The 15,861-nt window shown below is 45.7% G+C and carries 18 protein-coding genes; 5 read left to right on the forward strand and 13 right to left on the reverse strand.

Translation table 11 applies throughout. The features are described 5' to 3' along the window. Positions 1 to 529 precede the first annotated feature (529 nt). Together xseB and xseA are read right to left on the reverse strand one after the other, a co-directional pair. Positions 530 to 757 (reverse strand): exodeoxyribonuclease VII small subunit, encoded by a 228-nt coding sequence (gene xseB, locus QUA80_RS08350; RefSeq protein WP_333423145.1) that lies wholly within the window; start codon positions 755 to 757, stop codon positions 530 to 532. Between the two features lie 5 nt (positions 758 to 762). After that, complete coding sequence (xseA, locus tag QUA80_RS08355; protein WP_333423147.1) at positions 763 to 1,923, reverse strand: exodeoxyribonuclease VII large subunit; 1,161 nt, start codon at positions 1,921 to 1,923, stop codon at positions 763 to 765. A gap of 236 nt (positions 1,924 to 2,159) precedes the next feature. On the opposite strand from xseA, the gene QUA80_RS08360 reads away from it, so the two are divergent. After that, positions 2,160 to 2,894, forward strand: coding sequence for a hypothetical protein (locus QUA80_RS08360; RefSeq protein WP_333423149.1), 735 nt, complete (start codon positions 2,160 to 2,162; stop codon positions 2,892 to 2,894). Positions 2,895 to 2,925: 31 nt separating this feature from the next. Here QUA80_RS08360 and gmk read toward each other — a convergent pair whose 3' ends face one another. From gmk to QUA80_RS08385, 5 genes are all read right to left on the reverse strand, one after another. Next, the gene (gene gmk, locus QUA80_RS08365) at positions 2,926 to 3,495 is read right to left on the reverse strand and encodes a guanylate kinase (RefSeq protein WP_333423151.1); all 570 of its coding nucleotides are present in this window, start codon (positions 3,493 to 3,495) and stop codon (positions 2,926 to 2,928) included. Between the two features lie 78 nt (positions 3,496 to 3,573). Further along, on the reverse strand, positions 3,574 to 3,840 hold the full coding sequence (gene remA / locus QUA80_RS08370; protein ID WP_106149020.1) for an extracellular matrix/biofilm regulator RemA: 267 nt from the start codon (positions 3,838 to 3,840) through the stop codon (positions 3,574 to 3,576). 324 nt (positions 3,841 to 4,164) lie between these two features. Then, on the reverse strand, positions 4,165 to 4,341 hold the full coding sequence (locus tag QUA80_RS08375) for a hypothetical protein (RefSeq protein ID WP_333423153.1): 177 nt from the start codon (positions 4,339 to 4,341) through the stop codon (positions 4,165 to 4,167). Between the two features lie 506 nt (positions 4,342 to 4,847). Continuing rightward, the gene (locus QUA80_RS08380) at positions 4,848 to 6,950 is read right to left on the reverse strand and encodes a M3 family metallopeptidase (RefSeq protein ID WP_333423154.1); all 2,103 of its coding nucleotides are present in this window, start codon (positions 6,948 to 6,950) and stop codon (positions 4,848 to 4,850) included. Between the two features lie 195 nt (positions 6,951 to 7,145). Then, positions 7,146 to 7,973: a hypothetical protein gene (locus QUA80_RS08385; RefSeq protein WP_333423156.1), complete on the reverse strand. Its 828-nt coding sequence runs from the start codon at positions 7,971 to 7,973 to the stop codon at positions 7,146 to 7,148. Positions 7,974 to 8,114: 141 nt separating this feature from the next. Between QUA80_RS08385 and QUA80_RS08390 the strand changes: the two genes are divergently transcribed. Next, on the forward strand, positions 8,115 to 8,243 hold the full coding sequence (locus QUA80_RS08390) for a hypothetical protein (RefSeq protein WP_333423158.1): 129 nt from the start codon (positions 8,115 to 8,117) through the stop codon (positions 8,241 to 8,243). A gap of 177 nt (positions 8,244 to 8,420) precedes the next feature. Beyond that, entirely contained in the window at positions 8,421 to 8,555 is a 135-nt protein-coding gene (locus QUA80_RS08395; protein WP_333423159.1) for a hypothetical protein, read from the forward strand. 279 nt (positions 8,556 to 8,834) lie between these two features. Here QUA80_RS08395 and QUA80_RS08400 read toward each other — a convergent pair whose 3' ends face one another. Continuing rightward, a complete protein-coding gene (locus QUA80_RS08400; RefSeq protein ID WP_333423161.1) occupies positions 8,835 to 9,314 on the reverse strand; it encodes a hypothetical protein in 480 nt (159 codons plus the stop codon). Between the two features lie 5 nt (positions 9,315 to 9,319). Between QUA80_RS08400 and QUA80_RS08405 the strand changes: the two genes are divergently transcribed. Continuing rightward, positions 9,320 to 9,844 carry a hypothetical protein gene (locus QUA80_RS08405; protein WP_333423163.1) on the forward strand — a complete coding sequence of 175 codons (525 nt, stop codon included), beginning with the start codon at positions 9,320 to 9,322 and terminating at the stop codon, positions 9,842 to 9,844. Beyond that, on the forward strand, positions 9,841 to 9,978 hold the full coding sequence (locus tag QUA80_RS08410) for a hypothetical protein (RefSeq protein ID WP_333423165.1): 138 nt from the start codon (positions 9,841 to 9,843) through the stop codon (positions 9,976 to 9,978). The genes QUA80_RS08405 and QUA80_RS08410 overlap by 4 nt, the downstream gene beginning before the upstream one ends. Before the next feature lie 364 nt (positions 9,979 to 10,342). On the opposite strand, the gene QUA80_RS08415 is transcribed toward QUA80_RS08410, so the two are convergent. The 5 genes from QUA80_RS08415 to QUA80_RS08435 all read right to left on the reverse strand — a co-directional run bounded on the left by QUA80_RS08415 (position 10,343) and on the right by QUA80_RS08435 (position 15,767). After that, positions 10,343 to 10,636 carry a TIGR03792 family protein gene (locus QUA80_RS08415; RefSeq protein WP_333423167.1) on the reverse strand — a complete coding sequence of 98 codons (294 nt, stop codon included), beginning with the start codon at positions 10,634 to 10,636 and terminating at the stop codon, positions 10,343 to 10,345. A 257-nt stretch (positions 10,637 to 10,893) separates the two neighbouring features. Beyond that, positions 10,894 to 13,107, reverse strand: coding sequence for a PAS domain S-box protein (locus tag QUA80_RS08420; protein WP_333423169.1), 2,214 nt, complete (start codon positions 13,105 to 13,107; stop codon positions 10,894 to 10,896). 265 nt (positions 13,108 to 13,372) lie between these two features. Further along, positions 13,373 to 14,581 (reverse strand): AAA family ATPase, encoded by a 1,209-nt coding sequence (locus QUA80_RS08425; protein ID WP_333423170.1) that lies wholly within the window; start codon positions 14,579 to 14,581, stop codon positions 13,373 to 13,375. A gap of 69 nt (positions 14,582 to 14,650) precedes the next feature. Beyond that, positions 14,651 to 15,196: an RNA 2'-phosphotransferase gene (locus QUA80_RS08430; RefSeq protein WP_333423172.1), complete on the reverse strand. Its 546-nt coding sequence runs from the start codon at positions 15,194 to 15,196 to the stop codon at positions 14,651 to 14,653. Further along, a complete protein-coding gene (locus QUA80_RS08435) occupies positions 15,189 to 15,767 on the reverse strand; it encodes an SMI1/KNR4 family protein (RefSeq protein ID WP_333423174.1) in 579 nt (192 codons plus the stop codon). Before QUA80_RS08435 ends, QUA80_RS08430 begins: the two co-directional genes overlap by 8 nt. Between the last annotated feature and the right edge of the window lie 94 nt (positions 15,768 to 15,861).

Consider the following 15,861-nt stretch of genomic DNA (forward strand, 5'->3'; position numbering starts at 1 on the left):
TAACTAGGGTTTGCTGAATAAGTAAACGAAGTTCAAAAAGAGAGCGATCGCTAATTCCAGCAAGCCGCTAAGTGAAGTTTTTCTGGTCGTTATGATGCCCGAATCTAATTTTTTATCATCGCCGAATTGGAGCAAATTGTTATTGATGAAAATTGACACACCACAACCACAATAACCTTCTAAATTCCGGGATAAGGTTTGGGAATAAAAAAGCGATAGCTTCTTCGGTTTGGCAAGTATTATCAAGTTTTGCCACCACTCGATCTAGACCAAATCTTCCCTTCGCTTACCCGAAATTTTCTTCTATTGTCTCGCTTTGAGGATTCCTAGATCGATCGGCTAAAATATCTGCTTTGGTAAACTATGTATTCGCGATCGTCGCATCGGGGGTTTTTGATTGTTGCCTTTGTCGCTAGCCGAATCAGATTTGAAGAACTGCTGGATAAATATCCTGGAATTAAATCAGAAGACATTTCTCCTTGTTGCTTGTGAAAGACATAGGAATGACAGTTGTCAATGTGAATCGGGCTTAAAAATCGGGTTCCGCAGCTAAAAGCTCGATCGACAAATCCATCTGTTCCTTCCCCCGCGACAAAAAGCTTTCGCACTCCTGCAAGCACTTGACAGCCACCGCAAACTGCTCGAAAACCTCCTCTAGAGGCAACTCTCCCGATTCCACCCGATCGATAATCGCTTCAATTCGATCGACCGTTTCCTCATAATTCCAGTCAGACGGACGCAACTGCGAATCTATCATAACTTTTATTCCGCATCCAATACTTCTACAATCTTAACTTTCAGCACGCCCCGACTCAACCTCACAGTCAATTCCTCTCCCAATTCCAAACCGTCAGTAGTGCGGACGATCGTACCGTCACTTTGGATTACCGCCGCATAACCCCTTTGCAATACCGCCGCCGGATTCAGTGCGGATAATTTTTCTTGCAATACTTCCAGTTTACCAGTTGCTTGCCGCAAAGTTCGGGATGTCGCAGGCAAACGTTTTAATCGATTTTGTAACAGTTGCAAATGTTCTTCTTCTGTCTGAAATCTTGACCGCACAGCGTTTGCTAAATCGATCGTTCGCTGCTTGTGTTCAAAGTAAAGATCTGCCAAAATTGGTACAGCTTGAGCGGCCGCCGCAGTGGGAGTGTGGGCTCGTTTATCTGCTACTAAATCGGCGAGAGATTCGTCTCTTTCGTGCCCGATGCCTGTAATAATTGGAATCGCACAATTCGCGATCGCCCTGACAACTCTCTCATCATTAAAACAAGCCAAATCCTCCGCAGAACCGCCGCCCCGCGCTAACACGATCGCATCAGCCCTACCGTCCAATTCTACGCGGGCGATCGCCCTAGCAATCGCAGCAGCAGCGAATTCTCCCTGTACCAAAGTCGGCGACAGCAACACCCGCAAACCCGGATATCTTTGCGCTAGAGTGCGCTGAATGTCCCCCCAAGCAGCGCCGGTATCCGATGTCACCACGGCGACAATTTGCGGGTGTGCGGGAATCGGGCGCTTTCTGGCGGGATCGAAGAAACCCTCAGCCTCCAAGCGCGATCGCAATTGCTGCAAGCGCAAAGCCTGCAACCCTTCCCCAGCCGGCAGCGATTGCACAACAGTCAACTGGTACTCGCCGCGATTTTTGTAAACCCGGATGCTTCCCAAAACCAGCAACTGTTCCCCTTTTGCCGGCATTTGCACCAATTTTTGCCGCTGAGAATTCCACACCACGCAGCGAATCGCAGCGCTTTTGTCGGTGTCGCACAGCGTGAAAAAGCAGCCGCTGGGGTGGTGCGAAACGTTCGACACTTCGCCTGTCAGCCAAACTGATTGCAGGTGGCGATCGCCCTCCAACAAGTCTTGCAGGTATGATGTTAGTCCGGCAACAGAGAACGCTGTATCGGGAAAAATTGAAGTCATCCAATTTTAGATTTTAGATTTTAGATTTTAGATTTAGGCTACTATCAATGCTTCGGACAGCGTGCGATTGCCCAGCGTAAAATAAGGGTTCCAGGGCGATTGCACAATCGACTTCCTAACGGAAAATCAAGGGTTTCAGAATACCATCTCAAAATAGTCCGAACTATTGTAATATATGTAAGGTAATTTATTTGTAGGCTGAGCGGGCGATCGTAAATTTAACTGCAAACAAACTAATGATATCAGATACAATGACTTCGATGAATGTGCTGCGCCAAGAGGCTGCGGCGATCGGCATTACTGAGGAAGAAGCCAGAAAATATGGCGACCTCCGACACAAAAGAACTTGGTCTTTGGCGATCGAACATCACCTCTCAATGCAAGATTTTGCCGATCGCATAGAACCATCCTTCACAACTTCCGAACCCGAGTCGTCCAGCGCACTCAACCACTCTGTGACTGAGGAGTCGAAAGACAATGGTATTCAGCTAACTGCGAACCTAGGCGAATCTAGATTAACCAGAGATAACCAAACAGCATCTCTTGCTTCGTTTCCACAACCAACAGAAGAAATCGGGCGATCGCACAACAAATCCATCCTGCGCATCAAGCAAGCTAGAAGTTTTGAACAAGTAGTTCAAAATCACATTAAAGCTTTACAAACTGCATCTAATGCTCGCACAAATGAAGCACATTCATCGACCGGCAATTGGGTTTGTCCTGAGTGCGGCCCGCAAGGTGAAATTAGCTGTCACCTGTGTGAGGGTACTGGCAATATCAGCGACCTTGCAGCTATTGGCTGGACGCTAGCTTATATGGAAATGTTGGGCTGTTCTGCTCGCGAAATTGAACCTATACGGAAATTTTCGCCTGCGTCGAGCACTCTAGAATTGAATTTAAAAGTTTGTATCGCTATCAAACAAAGTACCGAAGTTTTAGCTCGAACTGAAAAATGGGTAATTAGTCATTAGTCATTAATTATTAGTCATTCGTTATTAACTCTTAGTTACCTGAAAGCTCAACCAAATTAAGTATTGATTCTAGCTTTTGCAAAGCAACTTCCAAATCATCGTTGACAACTTGGAAATCAAATTCCCCCGCAGCATCAATTTCCTCTTTAGCCCGCAGCAGCCGACGGGCGATCGCACTTTCGGAATCTTGACCCCGACTCCGCAAGCGCCGTTCCAACTCATCCCAAGAAGGAGGTAAAATAAAAATTCGCAGCGCCTCTGGAAAATTATTCCTAATTTGCCTCGCCCCTTCCAGCTCAATTTCTAAGATGACCGATTTTCCCTCACCGATTCCTTGTTTGAGACCAAAATAAGGAGTACCGTAAAAATTACCGGCAAACTGAGCCCATTCTGCCAAATCTCCAGCCTCAACCATTTGTTCAAAGCGGCTGCGGCTGACAAAATAGTAATGCTTTCCCTCAATTTCTCCCTCACGGGGCGAGCGAGTTGTCACCGATACCGAAAGATACAATTCGGGATGGCGATTGAGGAGCGATCGTACTAGGGTGCCTTTCCCCACACCGCTAGGCCCCGTCAGAACAATTAATTTACCAGATTTCATTTTTAGAAGAGAAACGTGTAACAATTTAAGTTTCCGCTTACTTTAGACTGTAAACGCTTAAATTGCAACTGACAAACCTCAATCATCCCGACCTTGACTGTCTTTGCCGATCGCAAAACGATTAGCAACCGTTTCCGGCTGAATCGCCGACAGGATGACGTGACTCGAATCTGTAATAATTACCGCTCTCGTGCGGCGGCCGTAAGTAGCGTCAACCAGTTGTCCCCGCTCCCGCGCATCAGTAATAATCCGCTTAATTGGCGCTGACTCGGGACTGACAATGGCAATCACTCGATTAGCAGACACAATGTTACCAAAACCGATATTAATTAATTGAATATCCATGAAAATCTTAATCTATGGGTTAACGACTAACTATCAATCCTTACTTTTTATCATATATACAAATATTTTTTCTGGCAATCCTAAAATTAATCCCAACTAAGTTTTTGAGTTTCTATCTAAAATTTTTACCCTTTTGACGCCAAGTACCCCGTTCTTTATCAAAAGTTTAAAAAAGACTTGCTGTTGCCGCTCTATATTAAAGATTCGGTAAAAGCCTAGATTTTTCGTTGCCAATAAAAGCATTAGCTGTATCGAGAAAACAGCCAGTAAATGTTGAGAAATATAAACTTAATTTCAGGTGGACGGAACTTTAAGTATAATCAATCAGTGATAAATGACAGCAAATATTTGCAAATTGCAGTCTATACTAACAGTATTGAGACTGATGCGGCTTTGATGAGCTTTCCAACCTAAACTAAAAGCTGCTGGCGATCGCACGTCATCCCCAATTTTCACATAAACATTTTGGATGATGTGCCAAACTAAAGATGTTTCTTGCATGATGTTCTACAATAAAATGGGTTTGTAGTGAGGACTCAAGTCCTATTAATTTTAATAAAAAAACTGTGGCTGCAATTATCAATTGTATAACAAACATGAAAAATTGCCGAGTCTCGCGCCGGACACGGCAGTGCCGTTTCCCTACAGATGGTCGCAGGATTATATTTAGCAATAATTGTGGGAATTAGTAGAAAAATATGAACACTTTAGTTTTTACTACAAACATTTTGAATTCAGAAAAAGTTAGGCAAAAAGTGGTTTGACGCACGAGATGAATTCCGGTTGAATTGGAATGATTAAACCGCAGATGACACAGAGAACACAGAGTCAGAGAACAGAGAGAAGAATAATTCCGATGCTACGTGATTTGATATAAATTATAGCGGTAATAATTCATGCACGCCGCACCCTACACATATATGATATGCGTAAATCCTGTGCAACAAAAAATCGGGATTAATGCAGATAAATTCACCCGCCTTAATCCCGAGTTATTCCACACTTAATTAAGCTGCAACTAAACCGCTGTGTCTCAACAAAGCTTTAGTGCTCGGTTCGCGTCCCCGGAAAGTTTTAAACACTTCCATCGGGTGCAAACTGCCGCCCAATCCTAACACTGTATCTCGGAAGCGCTTGCCTGTAGATGCGATCGCACTTTCATCTTCCAAATCCGCTTCCTCAAACGCCGCAAAAGCATCAGCGCTGAGCACTTCCGCCCATTTGTAACTGTAATATCCCGCCGCGTAGCCTCCCGCAAAAATGTGTCCGAAAGCGCACAAAAATGCGTCTTCTTCCAGAGGAGGCAAAACAGTCGTAGTTTTAGCGATGCGGTTGCGGACATCGGCCACAGTTTCGCTGCCGCCCGATCGGTAGCGGTGGTGCAATTCGATGTCAACGCTGCTAAAATGTACTTGCCTGAGCATGGCGGTGCCGCTCATGTAGTGGCGCGCTGCTAGCAGCTTTTGGTAGTAGTGTTCCGGCAAAGTTTCCCCGGTTTCGTAATGCTTTGCCATCCCGAACAAAGTAGCGCGATCGTAACACCAATTTTCCATAAATTGACTGGGCAATTCCACCGCATCCCACTCAACATTATTGATGCCCGAAGCCCCCGGATAGTCTACCGTTGTCAGCATATGCTGCAAACCGTGACCGAATTCGTGAAACAAAGTTTCGACTTCCACAAAAGTCATTAAACTCGGTTTGCCGTCAACCGGAGGACTTTGGTTGCACACCAAATAAGCCACCGGCAACCGCGTAGTTGTTTTTCCTGATTCCACAAATTTAGCGCGCACCACGCACTCATCCATCCAAGCACCGCCGCGCTTTTCCTCGGGGCGGCTGTAGGGGTCTAAATAGAAATTGGCGATCGTATTTCCTGCTTCATCATCTATTTGGAAATAGCGCACATCTTTGTGCCACACAGGAGTTTGACCGTCCGCCGCAGTTACTGTCACGCCGAACAGCCGCTTTACTAATCCAAATAACCCCTCTAACACCTGCGGCAAAGCAAAGTAAGGGCGCAATTCTTCCGCACTAAAAGCAAACTTTTCTTCCCGGCGCCGTTCCGACCAAAAACCAATATCCCAGTGCTTCAAATCTCCAGCTTCCGCCGCGCCTTTTTCGGCAGCAAAAGCTTTCAATTCTTCTAAATCTTTGACCGCAGCATCATAACTAGCCTGGCGCAATTCTTCTAACAAAGCTTCCACTGCTGCAACGTCGGGAGCCATTTTGCTCGCCAAGCTCAATTCGGCATAACTGCTAAACCCGAGCAAAGCAGCTTTTTCCTGGCGCAAAGCTAAAATGCGATCCGTCAACGGCCAGTTATTCAATTCTCCACTACTTGCTCTGCCGATAAAAGCTTTGTACAACTTTTCGCGCAAGTCGCGGCGGGTGCTGTGCTGCATGAAAGGGCCGTAACTCGGAAAGTCTAAAGTGATCCGCCAAGGGCCGTTTTCGGCATCCGCATTTTCTTCGCCCGCGCTGCGAGCGGCTTGAGCTGCTAAACTCAACAAACTCGGCGGCAAACCGTCAATTTCGTCTTTGTTTGTGAGGGTGATACTGAATGCTTTGGTAGCGTCGAGGACGTGATTGGAAAATTGGGTACTAATTTCGGCCAATTCTAATTGAATGGCATTAAAACGCTCTTTTTGTTCGCCTTCTAAACCGACGCCGGAGAGTTGGGCGTCTCGGAGAGCTGCTTCGACAATTCGCTTTTGAGCTGACTCTAAGCTGTCCCAATTTTCGCTTGCCCGCAGCGCTTTAAAAGCTTCGTAAAGCGGTTTGCTTTGACTGAGCTTGCTCCAAAATTTTACTACTTCCGGCTGCACTGTTTCGTGAGCCGATCGCAGTTCCGGGCTATTTTTCACGCCCATCAAATGTCCGACAATGCTCCAGCTCCAATTTAAACGCTCTCCGAGTCGCTGCAACGGTTCTACTAAGCCGCTCCAAGTCGGCTCTACAGAGGATTCTAAGGTAGCTAGCGAGGCTTCTAGTTCGGTCAGCAGTTGGGTAACAGCGGGGACTACGTGTTCTGGTTCGATCGCGTCAAATGGAGGCAATCCTTGACCGATTAGTAACGGGTTATCAGCAGTAGTTACGGTTGCAGTCATTTAATTTTCTTGTAACAGGTTGAAAACAGGTGAACTAGACAGATTAGCTTTTCATTTTGTAACACAGTTGTCGAAAAATTTGGACTCGATCGGGCGACAGTCGGAGAGTCGGAGAGTGTCGAGCGTGTCCGATAGGAAAAGTATTCCTTCTGACTGATGACTGCTGACTGTTGACTGTTGACTAATGACTAATAACTACTGACTATTTTGCTGCAACTCCTTGACAACCGAGATTAAGCGCTTGAGGTGAGGTTTGACAACTTCTTGCTGCTCGTGTTCCAAACGGTGGATTTGAGCTTGGACTATCGACAAATCCGGAGTCGATTGGTGCGCGGTAGCTTGCAGTTGGCTTTGCAAATTGGCTATGACTTTCTGGATTTCCAAAAATCGAGTATTTACTGCTTCCCAGTCGTCTCGGGTGAGAGAAGTTTCTACCAAGCCTTGCGTCGCGCTTTGCAGTTGCTCTATAGCCTGTTCTACAGCTTGGAGATGCGCCGATTGGTCAACCGATAAATCTTGCAGTTGTGCGCTCACCTGTTGGCGGACATCGAGCACAGCAGACGCCACGATTTCTTGCAAAGAAGCTACCGACTCTCCCAAACTCAGCAACTGGCGCTGGATGTCTATCGACTCCTCAAAGCCTTCTGCCCTAGGCAGTGCAGCCATTTGCTGGCGCAGCGCTGCAATATCTGCTGACAACTGCTTGCGCAATTTAACAATTACCGTCACGGCCGTTTTTTCGACCTTATTTACAGACTTTTGGACTTGAGCCATTTCCGAATTTTGATGCACCCGCACTTGCTGCTCGAACCGATACCTGTTAGCAACATTCAGCGACAAAGCCAAAGTTAGGGGAGCTACCCCGTAAAAAGCTTGACCCGACACAGCCACCGCCAGGGAACCCACACCAGAGGCCGCCAGAGAGGCGTACTCTGCAAGCTCCAACCAGTGCCTTTGAGGAAAACTTGGTCTCAAGTGGTTTGCAACAGAGGGTTTTGGCTTCCGCACGGCTCTTTGAGTCATAGTATTTTCTCGTTGTTGGTAAGGTTGCGAGACTGGGTGGAGCATCGATTTCTATCCTTTTTTCAGTTATATGTTTTAGATTATTTCCTGAAACTCTTCGATTTTTACCTTTGTCAGTAAGCTAAGGATGACTGACATATTATGTATTTGGGAGCTGACGGCGATCGCGCCCAATTCCGGCTGTTAAAAGGTTCGCCCCAACGCGCCCTCTATTTTACAGGAGTTAGGGTCATCGGGTTCGGGCGATCGACTTCGAGCTGCCCAGGCTAACCGAACAATGCCTGAGACTATTTTAGATTTTAGATTTTAGATTAAAAGTTAAAAAAATGCGACCTACTGAGGGTGATCGGGGTTTGGAGCTTGTCTGGAGTTGCCTTTTTGTGCGCGCATTGGTATAATTTACTCTTTCTCAATTGCCCGGATAGAATTTACTGCAAAAATTGACCGATGAACTCAGAAAAACCCGGAATTGCCGATCGGCTAAAGTCTATTTTCAGTATCACAACCTTTATCATTCTCGTACTGGGAGTAGGCTTTTTAAGCCTTAATTTTATTTTAGCTATTTATGCCAAATTTTCTTAAAATTACGACTTAGCACGGGGTTCAGAAACCGGGTTTTTTTTACAAAAAAACTTCGTCGCAGCCTGCAGAATCGGTAAAAAAACCGGTTTCGAGTTCTGCCTCCGCAGACTAAGAAATAAAGGAGGTATTTAAGCGGGATTTGGTATAACTTAAATCTTACCCTCTGTCAAAAATTTGTAGGGGCGGGTTCACCAACAATAATTGCCTAAAACCCACAATCTCGTAAACCCGCCCCCACCAACGAAACAGCCCCTTATTGATATTGGTGCGACATCTCCGTTATAACCCTTTGATATATTGCTTCAGTACAGGTCGCAAAGTGTAAAGACTTTCCTGTTTTTCGATTAAGCAGCGCCGCGATAGAGATTGCAATGCGTTTAGCAAATCTGATGATGATATTTGTGCATTTTGTAGCAATTTGGCGAAGTTGACTGGCTGGTTTTCTGCCGCCAACAATGACATGACTTGTTTTTCTAGTTCGGAAGTGCGATCGTACTGCTGCTGTAAAACATCTTTTAAATCTTCGGGTAACAATATGGTATCATCTATTAATAAGTCATTCGCGCCGATTCCCAACTCTTGAATCAAAGTCGCCACGCTTTTTAACCATAACGGGTTGCGTTGGTAGCGGTGAATGAGTGCTTCGCAGTTATCGATTTCTGCTAATCCTTTATGTCGGAGAATTTCGGCGTTGCTGATTCTGGCGTATGAATCAACTTTTCGCTTGATGTTACAAAACTCACCCTCAAGCGGGCCCATAGCAATTGGGAAATCTTGAATTCCTACTTGTATTCAGCAACGCCAAAATCCTATCTCTTTTTCTCATCATCATCTTATCAATAGTCACCCTTCCACTGCGACGATTGTACCGAGAGGAATTGCCCTTCGCACATCAAGATCGATCGCCCTTCACCCCAAATACCCAACACTGCGATGATTCTACCGAGATCGATGGCCCATCAAAACTCATAGCGATCGACACTCGTTACAATCAAAGTATCCATCCTCCACCAGATGTCGCGATGACGATCAAAGAACTCCTCATCCAAGAAATCGATAGCACCCCTGACGAACTACTTGCGGATCTTCTCAGTTTGGTACGATCGCTAAAATCCACTCCAAACCCCCAACTTAATACCTACGAACAACTGCTAGAGCGTATCGACTACCTCGAAGCTATTATCGGCATCCGCAAAGGACTCGAAAGCTTCGATAGAGGTGAAGGTATTCCAGCCGAGAGAGCCATGACAGCGCTACAGCAGCAGTTCAACATCCCTCCTCGTCTATGAGTTATCAACTCCTAATCCAACCACGCGCCTTTCAAGAAATTGAAAACGCCTACCGTTGGATGTGCGATTATCCGAGTGCTGATGCCGCAAATCAGTGGTACTACGACCTGGAAGACGCGATCGCATCATTGTAAAAGTTTCGTTACCGTTGCTCAGTTGCACCCGAAGCTGCCATCATTGGTCGGGAAATTCGACAACTGTGGGTTGGTAAAGGAAGAACGTATCGGATTCTGTTTGTGGTGGAGAGCGATACTATTGCGATATTACATATTCGTCACCGCCGTCAAGCCCCTCTAGGTACTGAGCCTCCAGAGTAATCGCATCAAATAGTTAATGAAAGATCGATCGCCCCTCACACCAACTACCAAACACTGCAATGATTGTATCGAAATCGATCGCCCTTCGCACCAAATACCAAATCGATGTCTGCGGTACAATCAAGGTAAAACTCACGATTAATCTTTCAAAAATTAACACGATCGACTGACTGCTGACTAACTAATGCAAAAACTTGCACATTTGATATTCGCGACTTTCGGCGATCGCAATTTGCAAATCGCCCATTTGGCTATCCAACTCATCTATTGTGCTTTGCGGAACCGACTTCCACTGCTCCCTAGTTTCCCAGCGAATCAACATCACCACCTCTTTTTCCACGGCATCCACCCAAATTTCTTTGCCCAAATAACCTGGGAAATTTCTTAGTCCGGCAGTCCAAACTTCTTCATCTCGCCGAATAAACGCCTCCCACTTTTCTGGAGGTACTTTAAATTTCAGCCACTCAATTATCATATTATTTTCCCCCTGTAAATCACTCGATTTTAGATTTTAGATTTTAGATTTTAGATTTGACCCTACAGCCGCACTCTGGGGGCTTAAAAAGTCCTGGACTCAAAAAATGGTTTGAAGCGCGAATTATAGCCGTAAGATGTGCCGAAGAACATCCTAGATAATTAGGTTCTGCCTAAGTCCTGCTAAACTAAAATCTCAAATTTTTTGATCTGGGCGACTTTTGGTGAGAGCTTGTCTCCACCTTTGGGCGAAGCCAATTAATCGTTGCCGATCGCAATTTTCACGATCAACTCAGTTCCCTGTCCCGGAAGAGAAACACAGTGCAACTCGCCGCCGTGCTTTTCTACTACTAAATGCTGGGATATTGCTAGACCCAAACCAGTGCTCGTATCGGGACATTTAGTGGTAAACAAAGGGTCAAAGATGCAGCCGAGGACTTCTTCAGTCATCCCAGGGCCGTTATCGCTAATGGCGATCGCAACTTCGCTGTCCCCTACAACTTCCGTCCGAATCCGAATTTCGGGATGGAAATTTTTAGCTCCCGAGCCGCCCGAAGACAAGAAAGACTGATTTTGCATTTTACCGTACTTTTCGGGATTTCTACCGCCTTCTTCCAAAGCGTCGATCGCATTTGTCAACAAGTGCATGAACACTTGATTTAACTGTCCCGCATAGCAGCGAACTCGCGGCAAATTCCCGTATTCTTTAACTAGAGAAATCCCCGGGCGTCCCCCTTTAGCTTGCAGGCGATTTTGCAAGATCAGCAAAGTGCTATCCAAACATTCGTGGATATCTGCGGTCTTCATTTGGGCTTCGTCGGTACGCGAGAACAAGCGGAGCGATCGCACCACATCCCGAATCCTTTCCGAACCGACTTTCATTGAATTTAGCAATTTTGGCAAGTCTTTTTTGATGAATTCTAAATCTAATTCTTCCATCAAAGCTTGAATTTCCGGCACGGGATGGGGATAATACTTTTCGTAAAGATCGATCGAGCGCAGCAGTTCTTGAATGTAGCCCGTGGCGTGGCTGACATTGCCGGAAATAAAACTAACTGGATTGTTAATTTCGTGGGCTATTCCTGCTACCAACTGCCCCAGAGAGGACATTTTTTCTGTTTGAATCAGTTGAGTTTGAGTTTGCTGCAAAATTAACAGCGTCTGCTCTAATTTTGCCGCTTGCTGCCGCAGGCGTTCTTCAGATTCTTGCAAAGCCAAAAGAGACTGTTTGCTTGCTGTAATGTCTACTCCCACAAATACCGCCGCCGTACTTTTGTGATATTTTTGAGCGACGATTAAATAAGTTTTATTTTCTCCTCGGATGCTGGCTGTGACTTCTTGAGATGTCTTCTTTTCAGGGTTTGCAAAAAAATCGTATACTAAATCGTTAAATTTGGGACTGGTCTCTAAAAAACCTACTTTTTGACCGGCAAATAGTTCGGCAGGCATTTGGTAAGCGGTAGCTAAATGTCGATTTACTCCCAAGTACCGCAAATCGGAACTTACCCAAGAAACTAATCCGGGCACGGCGTCCAAAACGGCTTGAAGTTGCTCTTTTGCCTCTAAAAGTGCTGATTCTGCTGCTTGGCGAGCGGAAATGTCGCGGGCGATCGCGCAGCGGTATTCGCAGCCACCGTATTCTAAATAATTGACTTTAACTTCGACGGGAAAACTCTCGCCGTCTTGGGTTTTGTAACTGGTTTCAAAAGTGATGTTCTTTTGCTGCTTGAGTTGCTCCCAGTGAGCGGGCCAATCTAATGCTGACAACTGCGAATCGATGTCGCTCACGCTCAGGTTAAGCAGTTCCGATTCCGAGTAGCCGAAAAGATGACAAGCTGCTTTGTTAGCGTAACAAATTTGACCGTCGGAGGTTGTAAAAAATACTGTATCTGCAACATTTTCGAGGGCAATTTGAGTTAGCTGCGGTCGGGTTTCTAACTGCTTGCTTTTGACCTCGGACTGAAATTTATTATAACAATTTGTTTGAGGGATATCCTCAGCTCTCTCAAAGGCAAACAGGATCAAACCGCCGATCGCACCTTCGCTATTTTTCCAAGGCTGAAATACCCATTTTACCGACGCGCTCAAACAGCCGCCTCCGATATTTTCTGCTAAAGATGGGCTCGATCGCGCTAGCACAAACTCGCTGTATTCCAAAACACCAGCCAAACAAGCCCGAGCATTTTGCTGCCAATATTCCGGGAGATTCGGGAACAGTTCCCAATGAGACCGGCCGATCGCTTCGCCGGCACCTAACCCGCAATCTGTTTCCCAGCGACGAGAAACCGACAGATAGCGCATTTCACAGTCTACCATTGCCACGGCGTCGGCGGAGCGCTCCACAAATCGCCGAAATCGCTCTTTACTCTCGAACACGGCTGCCTCTGCGGATTGTTGGTGGGCGATCGGGATTGCCCCGTCGGCATACCTTCCCAGTCCCTGACTTTTTTGCTGAACTGGCTTAGTTTGCACGGTTTGGGATTTCCTCCATAGCTGTTGAGTTTGAAAAATCCTGTTTGAGACCAAAAATGCTCTTCTCCTGATTTGCTCTCTCGGGCGATACCCTTAGAGGGTATCACCCATCATTGATATCATTTTTGATGGCGATGTGTCTATAGGTACTCAAGAAATTTTCCCTCAAACCTTGAGATTTAGAAGATTTCCTGGCGATTGTTCGGTATTTGAGGTCGTGCAGCCAGTGCGATCGCCCCGATTCCGAGAGACTTCAAGGGTTTGCTCAAACAAATTTGTGCGTAAATTCACTGGTAAAATCTACTCTCCCTTTCCGTAAAATTGCAGGATCTAATCTTTCAGTAGTGTTGCACGTCATCAAAACTACCAGTTTTTGCTGAAATTGAATGCCGTTTTCGTCCATGACGCTTTGATACAAAGTTCCGTCCAGCAAACTCAAAATGTGTTCGGTTTTGTTAGTGCGCTGGGCCTCTGCGGTCGATCGATCTTGAGCCAAATTATCAGCTTCATTGATAATAATGCAAATCCGCTCTAAATAACTCGGCGGCACAAAATTTTCCACAGCATCGTGATCTAAGATAAAAATTACATAACCCAGCGGCACTAAAATTTCCTTTGCTACCGCTTGCGTCCAAGCAGTTTTGCCCGTACCCGGTTCGCCGCTAACCAAAACAGCCAACTGATTTTGGTCTAGAATTGCCTGCTGAACTGTATCGGTAAAACTTTGAACTTCCTTAGAAAACGTCCGAATTGGGAACTGACTGTGAACCTGTCCGACGCGGCTTTTGTACCCGCCCAGAATCACCGCTAAATTGTAAGTTGCCTTGCTAACCAACGGCGTAATATCTTTACAAATCAGAGTGTAGAACCGTCTTCCCCTATCGTAGCTGTCAATTTGCAGCCAGCAGCCGAATTTGGCCCAATGAGCGTAAACAGTACCCAAAACTTCCAAGCGTTCCCAGCTAATAAATCGTTCCGGCGGATAAGAAAAATGTCGTTCCATAAAAAACTGGGTGATCGCGTCCGGTTTTCCCAGCAAATCCAGAACTTTGAAAACAGTAATCTCTTGAACTTTGTTGAGAACGTAATCGATGGGAATGCTAGCGCGGCTGACCAATTGAACGACCGGCGTTTCGGTAACTAAAACGTCTTTGTAACGGTAATCCGGATAAACTGGCTGCGGAGTAATGTAATCCCAAAATTGGTCGATTTCGTAGCGAGTATTTTCCGAGAACACATTTAAAACATTTGCCCACCAGGTATATTGGTGTCGTCCCATTGCGTCGGCAATGTCGCTAGCGGCATCTAAAGTTTTTTGAGCTAGTTCAAAGGGGTCTGTAGACGCTAAGTGTAGCAGGTGTTCCCAATCAAATTGACGGTAGAGAGGTCGCCACCCACAGCCCAGAAGTCCTCGATTTTGAGAATTGTTTTGATTAAAATTGTTGTCGCGATCTCCCATATTTTCCCCACTCATTGCCTGAAACTCCTAGTTACTACAATTATAAAATATCAGCGCAGTTTTTATCCAAAAAACTGAATCTAATCAACTGATTTTTATATAACTTGGCGGCACAAAATCTACTAGCCAAACTTTGTTTTCCGAGAAGTAAAATTTATGACCGTCGCGTTGCATGGCTGCGGCATCTACAGTAAAGACTGCCGGGATGCCGTGTCTTGCACCTACTTGCCGCGCCGTCTGGATATTCACAGACAAATGAACGTGATGCCGCGACATTTTCCTAATTCCTTGACTGAGAATAGACTCGACGGCAGTGCTACCTGTTCCGTGATATAAAATATCCGGGGGAACAGCGGGTTCTAACTGCAAGTCAACCTCTACGCTGTGTCCTTGGTTGGCACGAATTAGAGTGCCTGTGGAGTCGAATGAAAAGCGCTGTTTGTCGTTTTGCGCGACTACTTCCTTGAGTTCGGCAAGCTGAACAGGAAAGTTATTTGTTTGGCACGCATCAAGGAGTTCGCTGACAGGAACCCAGCCGCCGGGAGCGAGTTGAATGCCGATGCGATCCGGAGCGTGTCGCAGATGTCGGCTGAGGTATTTGCTAATTTTGACTAAGCGTGAATTATTCATTTTGTTTTTTCAAATAAAAGCTTGTTTTCTCAAATTTATATTTACCAGCTTCTAAATCTGTGGCTAACTGTTCTAACCATTCTCGCAAACTTTTAGCAATAAAGCCTCTGTAACCATCATCGTGGCACATAAAAATAATTTGCCAAACTTGACCTCCTGGCGCTGGATCTAAATCCAAACAAAGACTGTCGCCGCTGAGGTCGGAAGCGATCGGAATCCATTTCGGATTCCACCACAATTCTGTCCGAATCAGTCCATCTGAAGCGCAGCCGCAATCATTGCCATCTTCCTCGTTAAAGTCGCCTGCATCCAGTAATTCTTTCCAAGAATTCCACTCTCCTATCATTCCTTCTAAACAAAGAAACTGCCAGTATGGCATTACTGAATATCTCTCTTCAAACTGACCGTTATGAATGCGGTAAGATGATTTTACATCTTCAGGAAACTCGATTGCTAAAAATTGTTCTGCTGCTTTGATAGCTTCATGGGTTGCTCCCGGTTGCAGATTGTTCAGGATTTCTGGCGCATTAGCAGCAAGCCAAGAGTCAATCCGATTCCAGATGGTTTTCATGACAGTGTAACGTTAATTTATGGCATATTTACAGAATCCTATCGGTTAAGATTTTTGTCGCAATCGCCGATCGATCCTAACGAAGCTTCACCAG

This window comes from Microcoleus sp. F4-D5 (assembly GCF_036704885.1).
GTDB lineage: Bacteria > Cyanobacteriota > Cyanobacteriia > Cyanobacteriales > Microcoleaceae > Microcoleus.

What these genes read in the sequence shown, in the direction of transcription:
- QUA80_RS08380 (WP_333423154.1), bottom strand. Translation starts at nt 6,950, where the DNA reads ATGACTGCAACCGTAACTACTGCTGATAACCCGTTACTAATCGGTCAA.
- QUA80_RS08395 (WP_333423159.1), top strand. Translation starts at nt 8,421, where the DNA reads ATGAACTCAGAAAAACCCGGAATTGCCGATCGGCTAAAGTCTATTTTC.
- QUA80_RS08390 (WP_333423158.1), top strand. Translation starts at nt 8,115, where the DNA reads ATGTATTTGGGAGCTGACGGCGATCGCGCCCAATTCCGGCTGTTAAAA.
- xseA (WP_333423147.1), bottom strand. Translation starts at nt 1,923, where the DNA reads ATGACTTCAATTTTTCCCGATACAGCGTTCTCTGTTGCCGGACTAACA.
- QUA80_RS08425 (WP_333423170.1), bottom strand. Translation starts at nt 14,581, where the DNA reads ATGAGTGGGGAAAATATGGGAGATCGCGACAACAATTTTAATCAAAAC.
- QUA80_RS08385 (WP_333423156.1), bottom strand. Translation starts at nt 7,973, where the DNA reads ATGACTCAAAGAGCCGTGCGGAAGCCAAAACCCTCTGTTGCAAACCAC.
- QUA80_RS08430 (WP_333423172.1), bottom strand. Translation starts at nt 15,196, where the DNA reads ATGAATAATTCACGCTTAGTCAAAATTAGCAAATACCTCAGCCGACAT.
- gmk (WP_333423151.1), bottom strand. Translation starts at nt 3,495, where the DNA reads ATGAAATCTGGTAAATTAATTGTTCTGACGGGGCCTAGCGGTGTGGGG.
- QUA80_RS08415 (WP_333423167.1), bottom strand. Translation starts at nt 10,636, where the DNA reads ATGATAATTGAGTGGCTGAAATTTAAAGTACCTCCAGAAAAGTGGGAG.
- xseB (WP_333423145.1), bottom strand. Translation starts at nt 757, where the DNA reads ATGATAGATTCGCAGTTGCGTCCGTCTGACTGGAATTATGAGGAAACG.
- QUA80_RS08375 (WP_333423153.1), bottom strand. Translation starts at nt 4,341, where the DNA reads ATGCAAGAAACATCTTTAGTTTGGCACATCATCCAAAATGTTTATGTG.
- QUA80_RS08410 (WP_333423165.1), top strand. Translation starts at nt 9,841, where the DNA reads ATGAGTTATCAACTCCTAATCCAACCACGCGCCTTTCAAGAAATTGAA.
- remA (WP_106149020.1), bottom strand. Translation starts at nt 3,840, where the DNA reads ATGGATATTCAATTAATTAATATCGGTTTTGGTAACATTGTGTCTGCT.
- QUA80_RS08435 (WP_333423174.1), bottom strand. Translation starts at nt 15,767, where the DNA reads ATGAAAACCATCTGGAATCGGATTGACTCTTGGCTTGCTGCTAATGCG.
- QUA80_RS08400 (WP_333423161.1), bottom strand. Translation starts at nt 9,314, where the DNA reads ATGGGCCCGCTTGAGGGTGAGTTTTGTAACATCAAGCGAAAAGTTGAT.
- QUA80_RS08360 (WP_333423149.1), top strand. Translation starts at nt 2,160, where the DNA reads ATGATATCAGATACAATGACTTCGATGAATGTGCTGCGCCAAGAGGCT.